This window comes from Burkholderia sp. Bmkn7 (assembly GCF_041103175.1).
Classification (GTDB): domain Bacteria; phylum Pseudomonadota; class Gammaproteobacteria; order Burkholderiales; family Burkholderiaceae; genus Burkholderia; species Burkholderia cepacia.
This window is the reverse complement of record NZ_JBGCUH010000002.1, coordinates 3,304,544-3,319,407: the sequence shown is the minus strand read 5'-3', so window position 1 is coordinate 3,319,407 and position 14,864 is coordinate 3,304,544. Positions and strand designations below refer to the sequence as shown.

Annotated in this window: 14 protein-coding genes; 9 read left to right on the top strand and 5 right to left on the bottom strand. The window is 66.7% G+C overall.

Going from position 1 to position 14,864, the window contains the following annotated elements:
• Positions 1 to 3: 3 nt before the first annotated feature.
• From ltnD to AB3K92_RS20720, 3 genes are all read right to left on the bottom strand, one after another.
• Positions 4 to 894, bottom strand: coding sequence for an L-threonate dehydrogenase (gene ltnD / locus AB3K92_RS20730; RefSeq protein WP_369465725.1), 891 nt, complete (start codon positions 892 to 894; stop codon positions 4 to 6).
• Positions 895 to 964: 70 nt separating this feature from the next.
• The gene (locus tag AB3K92_RS20725) at positions 965 to 1,669 is read right to left on the bottom strand and encodes a FadR/GntR family transcriptional regulator (RefSeq protein WP_048025492.1); all 705 of its coding nucleotides are present in this window, start codon (positions 1,667 to 1,669) and stop codon (positions 965 to 967) included.
• 200 nt (positions 1,670 to 1,869) lie between these two features.
• Positions 1,870 to 2,943, bottom strand: coding sequence for a GlxA family transcriptional regulator (locus AB3K92_RS20720; protein ID WP_060057008.1), 1,074 nt, complete (start codon positions 2,941 to 2,943; stop codon positions 1,870 to 1,872).
• A gap of 302 nt (positions 2,944 to 3,245) precedes the next feature.
• Here AB3K92_RS20720 and AB3K92_RS20715 point away from each other — a divergent pair, with 302 nt between their 5' ends.
• From AB3K92_RS20715 to AB3K92_RS20680, 8 genes are all read left to right on the top strand, one after another.
• Positions 3,246 to 4,631: an L-serine ammonia-lyase gene (locus AB3K92_RS20715; protein ID WP_027790628.1), complete on the top strand. Its 1,386-nt coding sequence runs from the start codon at positions 3,246 to 3,248 to the stop codon at positions 4,629 to 4,631.
• Positions 4,632 to 4,645: 14 nt separating this feature from the next.
• Positions 4,646 to 5,890: a sarcosine oxidase subunit beta family protein gene (locus AB3K92_RS20710; RefSeq protein ID WP_006480591.1), complete on the top strand. Its 1,245-nt coding sequence runs from the start codon at positions 4,646 to 4,648 to the stop codon at positions 5,888 to 5,890.
• 16 nt (positions 5,891 to 5,906) lie between these two features.
• Entirely contained in the window at positions 5,907 to 6,206 is a 300-nt protein-coding gene (locus tag AB3K92_RS20705; RefSeq protein WP_027790629.1) for a sarcosine oxidase subunit delta, read from the top strand.
• Complete coding sequence (locus tag AB3K92_RS20700) at positions 6,203 to 9,214, top strand: sarcosine oxidase subunit alpha family protein (protein ID WP_060225987.1); 3,012 nt, start codon at positions 6,203 to 6,205, stop codon at positions 9,212 to 9,214. Before AB3K92_RS20705 ends, AB3K92_RS20700 begins: the two co-directional genes overlap by 4 nt.
• Positions 9,204 to 9,836: a sarcosine oxidase subunit gamma gene (locus AB3K92_RS20695; RefSeq protein ID WP_048025495.1), complete on the top strand. Its 633-nt coding sequence runs from the start codon at positions 9,204 to 9,206 to the stop codon at positions 9,834 to 9,836. Before AB3K92_RS20700 ends, AB3K92_RS20695 begins: the two co-directional genes overlap by 11 nt.
• A complete protein-coding gene (locus AB3K92_RS20690; RefSeq protein WP_011354099.1) occupies positions 9,833 to 10,273 on the top strand; it encodes a dihydroneopterin aldolase in 441 nt (146 codons plus the stop codon). The genes AB3K92_RS20695 and AB3K92_RS20690 overlap by 4 nt, the downstream gene beginning before the upstream one ends.
• A gap of 254 nt (positions 10,274 to 10,527) precedes the next feature.
• Complete coding sequence (locus AB3K92_RS20685; protein WP_104766704.1) at positions 10,528 to 10,854, top strand: helix-turn-helix domain-containing protein; 327 nt, start codon at positions 10,528 to 10,530, stop codon at positions 10,852 to 10,854.
• Positions 10,854 to 12,206: a HipA domain-containing protein gene (locus AB3K92_RS20680; protein ID WP_175891415.1), complete on the top strand. Its 1,353-nt coding sequence runs from the start codon at positions 10,854 to 10,856 to the stop codon at positions 12,204 to 12,206. Before AB3K92_RS20685 ends, AB3K92_RS20680 begins: the two co-directional genes overlap by 1 nt.
• Positions 12,207 to 12,277: 71 nt before the next feature.
• On the opposite strand, the gene AB3K92_RS20675 is transcribed toward AB3K92_RS20680, so the two are convergent.
• Positions 12,278 to 13,351 carry an alkene reductase gene (locus AB3K92_RS20675; RefSeq protein WP_369465724.1) on the bottom strand — a complete coding sequence of 358 codons (1,074 nt, stop codon included), beginning with the start codon at positions 13,349 to 13,351 and terminating at the stop codon, positions 12,278 to 12,280.
• Positions 13,352 to 13,519: 168 nt separating this feature from the next.
• Here AB3K92_RS20675 and AB3K92_RS20670 point away from each other — a divergent pair, with 168 nt between their 5' ends.
• Positions 13,520 to 14,395 carry a LysR family transcriptional regulator gene (locus AB3K92_RS20670; RefSeq protein ID WP_048024913.1) on the top strand — a complete coding sequence of 292 codons (876 nt, stop codon included), beginning with the start codon at positions 13,520 to 13,522 and terminating at the stop codon, positions 14,393 to 14,395.
• Positions 14,396 to 14,425: 30 nt separating this feature from the next.
• On the opposite strand, the gene AB3K92_RS20665 is transcribed toward AB3K92_RS20670, so the two are convergent.
• A complete protein-coding gene (locus tag AB3K92_RS20665; RefSeq protein WP_369465723.1) occupies positions 14,426 to 14,854 on the bottom strand; it encodes a urocanate hydratase in 429 nt (142 codons plus the stop codon).
• Between the last annotated feature and the right edge of the window lie 10 nt (positions 14,855 to 14,864).

The window sequence follows — 14,864 nt, the reverse complement described above, 5'->3', positions numbered from 1 at the left end:
GAATCAGCGGGCGGGCGGCAGCGTGATGCCGGGGAAGGTCTTGATCACGGCGGAATCGTCCTCGCCGCCGTGGCCGGCGCTCGACGCGCTCATGAACATCTGGTGCGCGGTGGCCGACAGCGGCAGCGGGAACTTGCTGCGGCGCGCGGTATCGAGCACGAGGCCGAGATCCTTCACGAAGATGTCGACGGCCGACAGCGGCGTGTAGTCGCCGTTCAGGATGTGCGGCACGCGGTTCTCGAACATCCACGAATTGCCGGCGCTGTGCGTGATCACGTCGTACAGCGCGTCGGCATCGACGCCTTCGCGCAGGCCCAGCGCCATCGCCTCGGCCGCCGCGGCGATATGCACGCCGGCCAGCAACTGGTTGATGATCTTCACCTTCGAGCCGATGCCGTGCGCATCGCCGAGGCGATAGACCTTGCCGGCGATCGCGGCGAGCACGTCCTCGCAGCCCGCGTACGCGGCGGCCGGGCCCGACGTCATCATCGTCATCTCGCCGGAGGCCGCGCGCGCGGCGCCGCCGGACACGGGCGCATCGAGCATCTGCAGGCCGGCGGCCTCGATGCGTGCGCCGAGCGCCACCGCGAATTCCGGCGCGACGGTCGCGCTGGCGATCACGACGCCGCCCGGCTTCATCGCCGCGACCGCGCCGTGCTTGCCGAACAGCACCGTTTCGGTTTGAGCAGCATTCACGACGAGCGTGACGACGACGTCGCACAACGCGCCGAGTTCGGCCGGCGTCGCGCACGCGATGCCGCCTTCGGCCGCGAATGCCTGCAGCACGGTGTCGCGCACGTCGCATGCGTGCACGCGCAGGCCGGCGCGCAGCAGCGAGCGGGCGACGCCGAGGCCCATCGCGCCGAGGCCGATGACTCCAACATTTCGTGACATGGTCAACCTTGATCGATTCGGGAGAGGTTCGTGACAGCGGCGGAGCCTGTAACGGCCGCGGCCGCCGGCTTCAGCAGATGCCGGCTTCCGCGAGACGGCGGGCGGCGTTGTACATATGCGTGCGTGCCGCGTTGCGCGCGGCCATCGGGTCGCGCGCGCGGATCGCGTCGGCGATCGCCGCGTGTTCGTCGCGCACCTGGCGCGAGAAGTCCTCGCGCGTTGCTTCGTTGCGCCGCGTGACCTTCACGCCGGCTTCGAGGTACTGGTTCAGGAACTGCAGCGTCTTCAGGAAATACGGGTTGCCGGTGACGGCCGCGATCGTGCGGTGGAACGCGACGTCTTCCGCGACGCCGTCGCGCCCTTCGGCCACGGCCTCGTCGATCTTGCGCAGCGCATCGTCGATGTCGGCCATGTCTTCGTCGGTGTGGTGCAGGGCCGCTTCGGCCGCGACCTCGGCCTCGATCGCACGGCGCACCGCGAGCAGGTGCGGCAGCGAGGTGGCCTCGACCGCTTCCGCATAGTCGATCCGCAGCGGCCGGATCGCACCGTGCTGGTTCACGTACACGCCGCTGCCCTGGCGCGGCTCGACCACGCCTTCGTTCTTCAGCCGCGAGATCGCCTCGCGGATCACGGTACGGCTCACGCCGAATTCCTGCGCGAGCACGGCCTCCGTCGGCAGCTTGCCGGTGGCCGAGAAGCTGCCGACTTCGATCTGCTTGAGCAGTTGCTGCGCGACATGGTCGCTCATCGCGCGGGCGGGAATTTTCTCGAACATGGTGCTCTGGTTTGTAAGGTTATGTGGTCATCATACAAATTTGAGCGCGACGAAGCATCCGGGATAACCCTCGATCAACGGAGGGCAACGTCGGTCAAATCAATTGAAACCGGTTCCATTTGAAGGGAAATCGGTGCGATCGACTATCGCTTCGCGGTGGGTCAGCCGGGCGGGAAAGAGCAGTGCGGGTGCGTCGGCCGTCAGTCGGCGATGTCCTCGACGGAGTCGTCCGTCGTATCGGCCGTCGCGCCGGCTTCCGCCACTTCCCCGCCACGCTCCCGATAAGTCGCCGGCGGCACGCCGAACTGCTTGCGGAACTCGCGTCCGAGGTGCGACGCATCGGCGAACCCGCAGCTCGACGCGATATCGGCCACCGTGCGGTCGGAACTGGTCAGCAGCCACGCGGCCGTGCGCAGCCGCACCTGTTTCGCGAACGCCTGCGGGCTCTTGCCCGTTTCGGCCTTGAACAGCCGCTCGAGCTGCCGCGTCGACAGGTCGAGCTTGTTCGCGAGCTCGTCGAGCGACAGCGCCCGCCCGACATGCTGTTCCATCAGGAGAATCGCGCGCTTGACCTTCGGGTGCGTCGCCGGCTCGAGGCCCGGCGGATGCGGCTGCGGGGCGTTCCCTTTCTGCATCTCGCCGACCAGCAGGATACGCAATGCCTTCTGCACGGTAGCGTGATCGAAATGGCGCAGCAGGATCGCGGCGGCGACGTCGATCGACGCGCGGCCGCCCGAACAGGTGATGCGGCGCCGGTCGATCACGAACAGCCGGTCGGCGATCAGCAGGTCGGGATCCGCGGCCGGAAAGCGCTCGATGAAATCCCAGTAATGGAACCAGCTCACGCAGGTGCGATAGCCGTCGAGCACGCCTGCGCGCATCAGCGTGAACACGCCGGTGCAGATCCCGACGACCGTTGCGCCGCCGGCCGCCGCGCGGCGGATGAAGTCGAGCGTCTCGGGGCCCGCCTGCGGCCCCGAATGCAGCAGCCCGCCGACCACCACCACGTAGTCGAACGGCTCGGCCGCGTCGAACGTTTCCCATGGCGTGATCTGGATCCCGCAGCTCGCGCGCACCGGCGCGAGGGTCTCGCCGATCACGCTCCACGCGCAGCGCACGGGCTTGCTGTAGTCGCCGTCGTCCGCCGACAGCCGGAGCATGTCGACGAAGCCCGAGAAGGCCGTCAGCGTGAAGTTCGGCAGCAGCACGATGCCGAAGCGGATGCGTCGCGGTGCGGGTTCTGCGAGGGGGGAAGCGGGTACGTCGGGTGTCATCGCGGCCAATCTCTTCACGCCGGGCAGGCGGTCTCACTCAGTCTGTCGATACGGGTAACGCGGGTACGGCAGTCGGGCACGGCCGGGCGACGCGGATGCAGCCAGCGTCGCCGATCGGCTCCGTCCCGACTTGTGGTTTTCCGTCGCGAACCATCGCCAAAACGCACTTTCCGGCCCGCCGGCGCGGCGCTTGGCGGCGGTATCCCACGCCGATGCCGTTTTTGTTCTATCGGCCGATTTTACGCTTTGATGTACTGGTGCCCAACGTCACTTGATGTATGTCCCCATCCAGAGGAAGCCAGATGAACGTCAGCGCGTTCGACCTGTTCAAGATCGGCATCGGCCCGTCCAGTTCGCACACGGTCGGCCCGATGATCGCCGCGTGCCGCTTCGCGTCGCACGTGGAGGACGCGAACCTGCTCGGTTTCGTGCGCCGCGTGCGGGTCGAACTATACGGCTCGCTCGGCGCGACCGGCAAGGGCCACGGCACCGACAAGGCCGTGCTGCTCGGCCTCGAGGGCCACCTGCCCGACACGATCGATCCCGACCTGATCGAGCCGCGGCTGGCCGCGATCCGCGCGGAGAAGTCGCTGTCGCTGCTCGGCAAGCAGACGGTGCGCTTCGACGAAAAGGAACACATCGGCTTCTATCGCAAGCTGATGAGCGGCACGAGCATCGTGCACCCGAACGGGATGCGCTTCCAGGCGTTCGATGAGCACGGCCAGCTGCTGGTCGAGAAAGAGTATTACTCGGTCGGCGGCGGCTTCGTCGTGAACCGCGACGGCGATCGCGTGAACGGCGTGCGCGCGGCGGTCGAGGTGCCGTACCCGTTCCGCACCGGCGACGACCTGATGCGCCAGTGCCGCGAGCACGGGCTGTCGATCGCCGAGCTGATGATGCGCAACGAATGCGCGCTGCGTCCCGCCGACGAAGTGCGCGCCGGGCTGCTCGCGATCTGGCGCACGATGGCCGCCTGCGTCGAGCGCGGCTGCAAGGTCGAGGGCGACCTGCCGGGCCCGATGCGCGTGAAGCGCCGCGCGGCCGAGCTGAATGCCCGCCTGCGCGCGCGTTCGGAAGAGTCGCTGCGCGACCCGCTGTCGATGCTCGACTGGGTCAACCTGTATGCGATGGCCGTCAACGAGGAGAACGCAGCGGGCGGCCGGGTCGTCACCGCGCCGACCAACGGCGCGGCCGGCGTGATTCCCGCGGTGCTGCACTACTACGTGAAGTTCGTGCCGGGTTCGAACGAAGCCGGCATCGTCGAATTCCTGATGACGGCCGCGGCGATCGGGATCATCTACAAGGAAACCGCGTCGATCTCCGGCGCGGAAGTCGGCTGCCAGGGCGAAGTGGGCGTCGCGTGCTCGATGGCGGCCGCCGCGCTGGCCGCGGTGATGGGCGGCACGCCCGACCAGGTCGAGAACGCGGCCGAGATCGGCATGGAACACAACCTCGGGATGACCTGCGACCCCGTCGGCGGGCTCGTGCAGATCCCGTGCATCGAGCGCAACGCGATGGGCGCGATCAAGGCGCTGAACGCGTCGCGCATGGCGCTCAAGGGCAACGGCCAGCACTACGTGTCGCTCGACTCGGTCATCAAGACGATGCGCGAGACGGGCGCCGACATGAAGACGAAATACAAGGAAACGTCGCGCGGCGGTCTGGCCGTGAACGTCATCGAATGCTAACGAAGGACCACAACATGAGCCGCTACTCGATATTCAGCCTGTTCCGCAACGGTCTCTCGTATCACGAGAACTGGGAAAAGCAGTGGAAGAGCCCGGAACCGAAGAAGGAATACGACGTCGTGATCGTCGGCGGCGGCGGCCACGGCCTCGCGACCGCCTACTACCTCGCGAAGGAACACGGCATCACGAACGTCGCGATCCTCGAGAAGGGCTGGATCGGCGGCGGCAACACCGCGCGCAACACGACGATCGTGCGCTCGAACTATCTGTGGGACGAATCGGCCGCGCTGTACGAGAAGGCGATGAAGCTGTGGGAAGGGCTGTCGCAGGACCTGAACTACAACGTGATGTTCAGCCAGCGCGGCGTGATGAACCTGGCCCACACGCTGCAGGACGTGCGCGACACCGAGCGCCGCGTGAACGCGAACCGCCTGAACGGTGTCGACGCCGAGTTCCTGACGCCCGCGCAGATCAAGGAAATCGAGCCGACCATCAACCTGAACAGCCGCTATCCGGTGCTCGGCGCGTCGATCCAGCGCCGCGCCGGTGTGGCGCGTCACGACGCGGTGGCCTGGGGCTTCGCGCGCGGCGCGGACCGCGCGGGTGTCGACATCATCCAGAACTGCCAGGTGACGGGCATTCGCCGCGAAGGCGGCGCGGTGGTCGGCGTCGATACGGTGAAGGGCTTCATCAAGGCGAAGAAGGTGGCGGTGGTCGCGGCCGGCAACACGACGACGCTGGCCGACATGGCCGGCGTGCGCCTGCCGATCGAAAGCCACCCGCTGCAGGCGCTGGTGTCCGAGCCGATCAAGCCGGTGGTGAACTCGGTGATCATGTCGAACGCGGTGCACGCGTACATCAGCCAGTCCGACAAGGGCGACCTCGTGATCGGCGCGGGTATCGACCAGTACACGGGCTTCGGCCAGCGCGGCAGCTTCCACATCATCGAAAGCACGCTGCAGGCGATCGTCGAGATGTTCCCGGTGTTCTCGCGCGTGCGGATGAACCGCCAGTGGGGCGGCATCGTCGACGTGTCGCCGGACGCGTGCCCGATCATCACCAAGACCGACGTGAAGGGCCTCTACTTCAACTGCGGCTGGGGCACCGGCGGCTTCAAGGCGACGCCCGGCTCGGGCTGGGTGTTCGCGCACACGATCGCGCGCGACGAGCCGCATCCGCTGAACGCGCCGTTCGCGCTCGACCGCTTCTACACGGGCCACCTGATCGACGAGCACGGCGCAGCCGCCGTCGCGCACTGAACGAGGAGAAGAAAACATGTTGCTGATCGAATGTCCGTGGTGCGGGCCGCGCGCCGAATCCGAGTTCTCGTGCGGCGGTGAAGCCGACATCGTGCGCCCCGTCAACAACGAGAACATGACCGACCGCGAATGGGGCGAATACGTGTTCATGCGCGAGAACAAGCGCGGGCTGCACAAGGAGCAATGGCTGCACGCGCAGGGCTGCCGCCGCTGGTTCAAGGCCACGCGCGACACGGTGACCTACGATATCAAGGGCTACGAAAAGTTCGGTGGCGACGCTGCCGGCAACGCACACGAAGAGGGCACGAGCAAATGAGCCAGAAAGACCGCCTCGGCACCGGTGGCCGCATCAATCGCGCGATTCCGTTGACGTTCACGTTCAACGGCCGCACGTATCAGGGCTTCCAGGGCGACACGCTCGCGTCCGCGCTGCTCGCGAACGGCGTGCACTTCGTCGCGCGCAGCTTCAAGTACCACCGCCCGCGCGGGATCGTGACGGCTGACGTCGCGGAACCGAACGCGGTCGTGCAGCTCGAATCGGGCCCGTACACGGTGCCGAATGCGCGCGCGACCGAGATCGAGCTGTACCAGGGGCTCGTCGCGTCGAGCGTGAACGCCGAGCCGACGCTCGAGAACGACAAGTACGCGATCAACCAGAAGCTGTCGCGCTTCCTGCCGGCCGGCTTCTACTACAAGACCTTCATGTGGCCGCGCAACATGTGGCCGAAGTACGAGGAGAAGATTCGCGAAGCCGCCGGCCTCGGCAAGGCGCCGGAAGCGCTCGACGCCGATCGCTATGACAAGTGTTATGCGCACTGCGACGTGCTCGTCGTGGGTGGCGGCCCGTCGGGGCTCGCGGCCGCGCATGCGGCGGCCACGGCCGGCGCGCGCGTGATCCTCGTCGACGACCAGCGCGAGCTCGGCGGCAGCCTGCTGTCGTGCCGCGCGGAAATCGACGCGAAGCCGGCGCTGCAGTGGGTCGAGAAGATCGAGGCCGAGCTGCGCAAGCTGCCCGACGTGACGATCCTGTCGCGCAGCACCGCGTTCGGCTACCAGGACCACAACCTCGTGACGGTCACGCAGCGCCTGACCGATCACCTGCCCGTGTCGATGCGCAAGGGCACGCGCGAGCTGCTGTGGAAAGTTCGCGCGAAGCGCGTGATCCTCGCGACCGGCGCGCACGAGCGCCCGATCGTGTTCGGCAACAACGACCTGCCCGGCGTGATGCTCGCCGGCGCGGTGTCCACCTACGTGCATCGCTTCGGCGTGCTGCCGGGCCGCAACGCGGTCGTGTTCACGAACAACGATCGTGCGTACCAGACCGCGCTCGACCTGAAGGCATGCGGCGCGAAGGTGACGGTCGTCGATTCGCGCGCATCGTCGAACGGCGCGCTGCCGGCCGCGGCGAAGCGGCAGGGCGTGACGGTGTTGAGCGGCGCCGTCGTGACGGCCGCATCGGGCAAGTGGCGCGTATCGTCGGTCGACGTCGCGTCCAGCACGAACGGCCAGGTGGGCGGCAAGCTGCAGACGCTGCCGTGCGACCTCGTCGCGATGTCGGGCGGCTTCAGCCCCGTGCTGCACCTGTTCGCGCAGTCGGGCGGCAAGGCGTGCTGGAGCGACGAGAAGGCGTGCTTCCTGCCGGGCAAGCCCGTGCAGGCGGAAGCGAGCATCGGCGCGGCGGCCGGGGAATTCGGCCTGGCGCGCGCGCTGCGGCTCGCGGTCGATGCGGGCGTGGAAGCGGCGAAGGCCGCGGGCTTCACGGCCGAGCAGCGCCCGGCCGCACCGCAGGTCGCGGAAACCGTCGAAGGCGCACTGCAGCCGCTGTGGCTCGTCGGCAGCCGCGAGGCCGCGGCGCGCGGGCCGAAGCAGTTCGTCGATTTCCAGAACGACGTGTCGGCCGCCGACATCCTGCTTGCCGCGCGCGAAGGCTTCGAGTCGGTCGAGCACGTGAAGCGTTATACGGCGATGGGCTTCGGCACCGACCAGGGCAAGCTCGGCAACATCAACGGGATGGCGATCCTCGCGGGGGCGCTCGGCAAGTCGATTCCGGAAACGGGCACGACCACGTTCCGCCCGAACTACACGCCCGTTTCGTTCGGTACGTTCGCGGGCCGCGAGCTCGGCGATTTCCTCGACCCGATCCGCAAGACCTGCGTGCACGAGTGGCACGTCGAGCACGGCGCGCTGTTCGAGGACGTCGGCAACTGGAAGCGGCCGTGGTACTTCCCGAAGAAAGGCGAGGACCTCCATGCGGCCGTGAAGCGCGAATGCCTGGCGGTGCGCAACAGCGTCGGCATCCTCGACGCATCGACGCTCGGCAAGATCGACATCCAGGGCCCGGATGCCGTGAAGCTGCTGAACTGGATGTACACGAACCCGTGGAACAAGCTCGAGGTCGGCAAGTGCCGCTACGGGCTGATGCTCGACGAAAACGGGATGGTGTTCGACGACGGCGTGACCGTGCGCCTCGCCGACCAGCATTTCATGATGACGACCACGACGGGCGGCGCGGCGCGCGTGCTCACGTGGCTCGAACGCTGGCTGCAGACCGAATGGCCCGACATGAAGGTGCGGCTGTCGTCGGTCACCGATCACTGGGCGACGTTCGCGGTGGTCGGCCCGAAGAGCCGCAAGGTCGTGCAGAAAGTGTGCCAGGACATCGACTTCGGCAACGAGGCGTTCCCGTTCATGAGCTACCGGAACGGTACCGTTGCCGGCGCGAAGGCGCGCGTGATGCGGATCAGCTTCTCGGGCGAGTTGGCCTATGAAGTGAACGTGCCGGCGAATGCGGGCCGCGCGGTGTGGGAAGCGCTGATGGCCGCCGGTGCCGAGTTCGACATCACGCCGTACGGCACCGAAACGATGCACGTGCTGCGTGCGGAGAAGGGTTACATCATCGTCGGCCAGGACACCGACGGCTCGGTCACGCCGTACGACCTCGGGATGGGCGGGCTGGTCGCGAAGTCGAAGGACTTCCTCGGCAAGCGTTCGCTCGCGCGCTCGGACACCGCGAAGGAGGGCCGCAAGCAGTTCGTCGGCCTGCTGACCGAGGACGAACAGTTCGTGCTGCCGGAAGGCGCGCAGATCGTCGCGAAGGACACGCAGGTGTCGGCGGTCGATCCGACGCCGATGATCGGCCACGTGACGTCGAGCTACTACAGCCCGATCCTGAAGCGCTCGATCGCGCTCGCGGTGGTGAAGGGCGGCCTGAACAAGATGGGCGAGAGCGTCGTGATTCCGCTGGCCAACGGCAAGCGCATCACCGCGAAGATCTCGAGCCCGGTTTTCTACGATACCGAAGGGGTGCGCCAGCATGTGGAATGAAACCAGAAACCAGACGCAGGTGGCGGGCGCGGGCGGCGTGACGCTTGAATCGCCGTTCGTCGGCGCGGCCGACGTGCTGAAGCCGCACCAGGCGCGCGCATCGAAGAAATTCACGCTGCGCGAGCGGCCGTTCCTCGATCTCGTGAACGTGCGCGGCGAGTTGAGCGATCCGGCGTTCGTCGCCGCGTTCGAGCGCGTGGTCGGCTGCCGGCCGCCCGCGGCGCCGAACACGGTTGCCCGCGGCGCCGAGTACGACGTGCTGTGGCTCGGCCCCGACGAGTGGCTCGTGCGCTCGCACGGGCCCGTGCAGGCAGGCGTGCTGGAGGCGCGACTCGCGGAGGCCGTGCAGGGTACGTATGCGGCGGCCGTCGACGTCGGCAGCGGTTATACCGTCGTCGAGATCAGCGGCGAACGTGTGCGCGACGTGCTCGCCCGCGGCTGCCCGCTCGATCTGCACCCGCGCGTGTTCAAGCCGGGCCAGTGCGCGCAGTCGCACTACTTCAAGACGTCGATCGTGCTGGTCCCGACCGGCGACGATGCGTTCGAGATCGTCCTGCGCCGCAGCTTCGCCGATTATTTCGTGCGCATCATGCTCGACGCGGCCGCGCCGCTCGCATCATGAAGCCGTTCGACGAACCGTTCGTGGCGATCGACGCGCCGCGCCTGCGCGGGCGCGGCTGGAGCGTGTTCGTCGACGAACTGAAGGTGCCCGCGCGGATCGGCATTCATGCGCACGAGCATGAAGCGCCGCAGCCGATCGTGATCGATGCGCGGCTCGGCTATCGCTGCGAGCCGAGCGAGCAGGGCGAGTGGATCGATTACGACGGTTATTGCGCGCGACTTGCCGCGTTCCTGTCGCACAAGCCGCATACGCGCCTGCTGGAGACGCTCGTCGCCGACATCGCGGTGCTGTCGTTCCGCGAATGGCCGGCGCTGGAGTCGCTGACGCTGTCGGTGTACAAGCCGAAGATCCGGCCGGGTACGAAGCGCGTCGGCGTGTCGCTCGACTGGACGCGCGGGGATTATTTGCGGTGGACGGGGGCGGCGGGGCAGTTTTGACGGGGCGGGGCGGAGAATCGATTGACGGAAGCGGCGGAGGGATTCCGGTCGGTCGCAATCGGGCGGTGGAGCTTGCCGCCTGATTTAATTCCTGAAATATGAGAACAATGTGCCGATAGCGATCACACCATTGATTATTCCTGAAATATCAGAATAATTCGACGTTTCGTGTCTGCGTGAGTATAATTCCGACATTCTCGTAACTATGTTGTCGAGCCTAGCTGACAGCACTTTGTTCCTGAAATCCCGGAATTATGGCCCGCACCTTACCGCATCCGATCGCGACTCCTGACCCGCTTGCACTGGATCTGGCAACGCTGGGCGCGCTCGTCCGCAATCGGCGGGCGCAGAGCCGAATGCGTATCGACGACGCGGCCGATATGCTCGGTGTCTCCAAAGACGTGCTGTCGCGGCTGGAAAACGGCCGGGCGGTGAGCCTCGACAAATTGTTCAAGGTGCTCGACGGCTTCGGTCTCAATCTGCTCGTCGTGCCGAAACGCGAAGTGCCGGTGGCCCGCAAGGCGTTGCACGAGCACATGGCGGCGCAGGCCGTGTCGGCGGAGCCGGGAGAGGGCGTCTGATGGTTCATCGCCTGCGCATTTCGACCAACGGCTCGCCTGTCGGTCAGGTGACTTACGATGCCCACCGGGACGATTACGGCTTTTCGTACGATCCGGCGTGGCAGGCGCGGGCCGACGCGTTTGCGTTGTCGCCGTGCATTCCGCTCGACGGCGGCCCGCTACCTGCCGGCGCGGTCCAGCGCTTCATCGGCAATCTGCTGCCCGAGGGCCGCGCGCTCGAAGTGGCTGCGGCGATGTATCGGATATCGAAGGACAATGTGTTCGGTTTGATCCGAATGCTCGGGAAGGAGCCGGTCGGTGCATTGAGTTTCTTCCCGGACGACGATGCCGATGCACCGGCGCCGGAGGCCCTCGAATCCGTGCGGCGCGTGATATCCGCGGAAGAGTTGACCGATCGCATTCGCAAGCGTGATGCGATTCCGTTTCCCGTCTGGGACGATCAGGTCCGGCTGTCGATTGCAGGCCACCAGGACAAGCTGCAGATACTGGTCGAGGGCGAGCAATTCGCGCTCGTCGAGGGAGCGCTCAGCAGCACGCATATTCTGAAGCCCGAGTCCCAAAACCCGCATGCGCCGTTCATGGTCGCCAACGAGCATTTCTGTATGACACTGGCCGCCCAGATGGGATTGCCGGTGGCACATGTCGAGATTCGGCGTATCCCGGAACCCATTCTGCTCATCGAACGATTCGACCGAATCGTGACGACCGAACCGGACGATCCTCAACGCGTCCGCGCGGTGCGGCGTCTCCATATCATCGACGGATGCCAGGCGCTGGATTTGCCGGCGACGCTCAAGTACGAACGCAATCTCGGCAACAATGCGGACGTGCGTAACATTCGCGAAGGCGTGAGCTTCGAGAAGTTGTTTTCGTTGACGCCGAGTTTCGAGAATCCGTTGGTTGCCCGCTCGGCAATGCTTCGCTGGGCGCTGCTGCAATTGCTGATCGGCAACAGCGATGCGCACGGCAAGAATATTTCGTTTTTCGTCAGCAGCGGCGGTCTGGATCCAGCGCCGCTCTACGATCTTGTTTGCGTCAATGTGTACGGTGACGCGTATGTCCAGGACATGGCGATGGCTTTCGGGGATGTTTTCCGAACGGAGGAACTGACCGCTTTTGCCCTGGCGGATTTTGCGCATCGCACGCAAATCCGGCCGTCGTTCGTCGCACGTGAATTGACAAAGATGGCGACGCTGGCGAGGAAGCTGGCTCCCGAGTTGGCAGAGTCGGGGGTGTATGCAGGCGAGGAGCGTGCATGGGTGCGCAATATTTCGGAGTACGTGTGTGCTCAGGCCGACCGTACGTTGCGTATTGCGCCCATGATTTCCAAGGTCAACGTCGATCTACTTTGATATCGGGCGATTAACGGGCGACGCTGCGATGGCCGATTCAGCGCGTCGCAGCGACTACCCTATGCGGCGCGTCAAGCCGCAGCCGCCCCATCCAACGCCGGATAATCCACATACCCGCGCGCATCGCCGCCGAAGAACGTGTCGCGCTGCGCGTCGTTCATCGGCGCGCCCGTCTTCAGCCGCGTGATGAAATCCGGATTCGCGAGCACCATCTGGCCGTACGCTTCGAGATCGGCAAGACCCGTCGCGACATCCGTGCCGATCGCGTCGCGCGTGCGGCCCGGCCGGTTCACGATCATCGTGCCGCGCCAGCGTGCGCGCAGGTCCGCGAGCAGCGGCTCGTTGCCCTGGTGCATCACGTGCAGGTACGCGAGGCCGAGCCGGTCGAGCTGCGTCGCCAGGTAGCGATACAGGTCCGGCCCATCCGCGCCTTCGTCGATGGCCCACAACGTGGTGCCCGGCGACAGGCGAATCGCGGTGCGGTCCGCGCCGATCTCGTCGGCGATCGCCTCGGCCACCTCGATCGCGAAGCGCGCACGATTTTCGATCGAACCGCCGTAGGCGTCGCTGCGCGTGTTCGCGTTCGGCGCGAAGAACTGCTGGACCAGATACCCGTTCGCGCCGTGGATCTCGACGCCGTCGGCGCCGGCCTCGATCGCGCGGCGCGCGGCGAAGCGGAAGTCGTTCACGGTGCCGCGCACTTCGTCGGTCGTCAGCGCGCGCGGCGCGGGAATCTCCTGCATCCCTTTCACCGTGAACATCGGCACGCCCGGCGCGATCGCGGAAGGCGCGACGCCCTGGCGATGATGCGGCGTATTGTCGGGATGCGACATGCGCCCCACGTGCATCAGCTGGATGAACAGGCGGGCGCCGCGCGCGTGCACGCGCTCGCTGACCGCCTTCCAGCCGGCGACGTGCGCATCGGTGTAGATGCCGGGCGTCGTCAGGTAGCCCTGGCCATCGTCCGACGGTTGCGTGCCTTCGCTGACGATCAGGCCGAGATCCGCGCGCTGCGCGTAATACTCGGCGGCCAGTGCGCCGGGCGTGCCGTCGAACGCGGCGCGGCTGCGCGTCATCGGCGCCATGACCAGGCGGTTCTGCAGCGTGTAGCGGCCGACACGGGCCGGGGTGAACAATGCGTCCATGATGCGTGCTCCTCGAAGGTCGGGTAACGGCACCGGGGCGGTGCCGTCTCGGGCGCGGGCCGCGCACCGTGTGCGCGCCTCGTCGCCATGGACTCATCATCCATTGCTTCTTTTTCGAGATAAATATGGTAGCTTGGATAACATTGATCCATTGATGGAGCAGTGGGCGTGGAACTGCTGAACGACATGGCGCTGTTCGTGGAGGTCGTGAAGGCGAAGGGTTTTCGCAGCGCGGCCGACGCGCTCGGGATGCCGAATTCGACGCTGTCGCGGCGCATCGGCGCGCTGGAAAAGGCGATCGGCTTGCGGCTGCTGCATCGCACGACGCGCCGGATCGAGCTGACGGAAGCCGGGCAGCTGTATTTCGAGCGCTGCAAACGTATCGTCGACGAAGCGCGGCTCGCGCACGAGCAGCTCGGCGAGTTGCTGGCCGAACCGGCAGGCGTGCTGCGCGCATCGTTTCCGGTCGATTTCGCGGTGGTCTACCTGGCGCCGCTGATCGTCGAATTCGCGAACCGCTACCCGAAGCTCACGTTCGATTTCGAACTGACGTCGCGGCGTGTCGACCTGGTGAGCGAACCGTTCGACGTCGCGATCCGCATCGGCGAATCGGCCGATTCGCAACTCGTCGCGCGGCGGCTCGCGACGTTCCGCAATCACCTGTATGCGTCGCCGCGCTATCTCGAGCGCGCGGGCGAGCCGCGCGAACCGGACGACCTGCGGCGGCATCAGTGCCTGAGCGTGCAGCGCGTCGATGCGTGGACGCTGCACGACGCCGCGCGGGAGATCGAGGTGCCGGTGGGCGGGCGTTTCATCGTGAACAGTGTCGGCATGGTCCGGCAACTCGCCGTGCACGAGGCGGGCATCATCCAGATGCCGGCGGAAGTCGTGGCCGACGACGTGGCCGCGGGCCGGTTGCGTCGCGTGCTGCCCGACTGGGAGGGCGCGCCCGTTCCCGTCTACGCGATGACGGAAACGCGCTTGCTGCCGGCGAAGACGCAGGTCTTCATCGAGTATCTGCGCGCGCATTTCGCGCAGGCGTGACGGGCGGCTGCGCGGACGATCGTCCGCCGTTTACTGCTGCGCCGGCTGCGGCGCGTCGCCCTGCGCTTCCCATTTCTTCAGGATGCGCACGCGCGCCTGGCTGAAGTCGACCCAGCAGTTCAGCCACGCGTCGTCCGGAATCATCTGCTGCGGATTGGCGGCTCGGACGTAGTCGCAGGTGTCGCTCGCGAAGCCGTGCCAGCTTGCCTGCGACTTCGCGAGCTGTTTCGCCGCATCGGGGTTGCGTTGCCGGGTCTTGCGTTCGAGCGACCGGTACGCGCGTTCCACTTCCTGGTTGTTGTTGTCGACGACGCATCGGCGTACCGCATCCATCGTCGGCCCCTGCCGTTCGCAATCGACCGCGGCGAACGCGGACGCTGCGCCGCTCGCGAGCGCGGCGACGGCAAGAAGGCGGGTGGCGTACCGGATCGTGTCGCGCATGCGCGGAGAGGAAGTCATGGGGCGGGAC

Bases quoted from the DNA above. Each gene is read 5' to 3' on its own strand.
- AB3K92_RS20685 (WP_104766704.1), top strand. From the start codon at position 10,528: ATGGCCCGCACCTTACCGCATCCGATCGCGACTCCTGACCCGCTTGCA.
- AB3K92_RS20675 (WP_369465724.1), bottom strand. From the start codon at position 13,351: ATGGACGCATTGTTCACCCCGGCCCGTGTCGGCCGCTACACGCTGCAG.
- AB3K92_RS20725 (WP_048025492.1), bottom strand. From the start codon at position 1,669: ATGTTCGAGAAAATTCCCGCCCGCGCGATGAGCGACCATGTCGCGCAG.
- AB3K92_RS20680 (WP_175891415.1), top strand. From the start codon at position 10,854: ATGGTTCATCGCCTGCGCATTTCGACCAACGGCTCGCCTGTCGGTCAG.
- AB3K92_RS20715 (WP_027790628.1), top strand. From the start codon at position 3,246: ATGAACGTCAGCGCGTTCGACCTGTTCAAGATCGGCATCGGCCCGTCC.
- AB3K92_RS20695 (WP_048025495.1), top strand. From the start codon at position 9,204: ATGTGGAATGAAACCAGAAACCAGACGCAGGTGGCGGGCGCGGGCGGC.
- AB3K92_RS20665 (WP_369465723.1), bottom strand. From the start codon at position 14,854: ATGACTTCCTCTCCGCGCATGCGCGACACGATCCGGTACGCCACCCGC.
- AB3K92_RS20710 (WP_006480591.1), top strand. From the start codon at position 4,646: ATGAGCCGCTACTCGATATTCAGCCTGTTCCGCAACGGTCTCTCGTAT.
- AB3K92_RS20705 (WP_027790629.1), top strand. From the start codon at position 5,907: ATGTTGCTGATCGAATGTCCGTGGTGCGGGCCGCGCGCCGAATCCGAG.
- ltnD (WP_369465725.1), bottom strand. From the start codon at position 894: ATGTCACGAAATGTTGGAGTCATCGGCCTCGGCGCGATGGGCCTCGGC.
- AB3K92_RS20720 (WP_060057008.1), bottom strand. From the start codon at position 2,943: ATGACACCCGACGTACCCGCTTCCCCCCTCGCAGAACCCGCACCGCGA.
- AB3K92_RS20700 (WP_060225987.1), top strand. From the start codon at position 6,203: ATGAGCCAGAAAGACCGCCTCGGCACCGGTGGCCGCATCAATCGCGCG.
- AB3K92_RS20690 (WP_011354099.1), top strand. From the start codon at position 9,833: ATGAAGCCGTTCGACGAACCGTTCGTGGCGATCGACGCGCCGCGCCTG.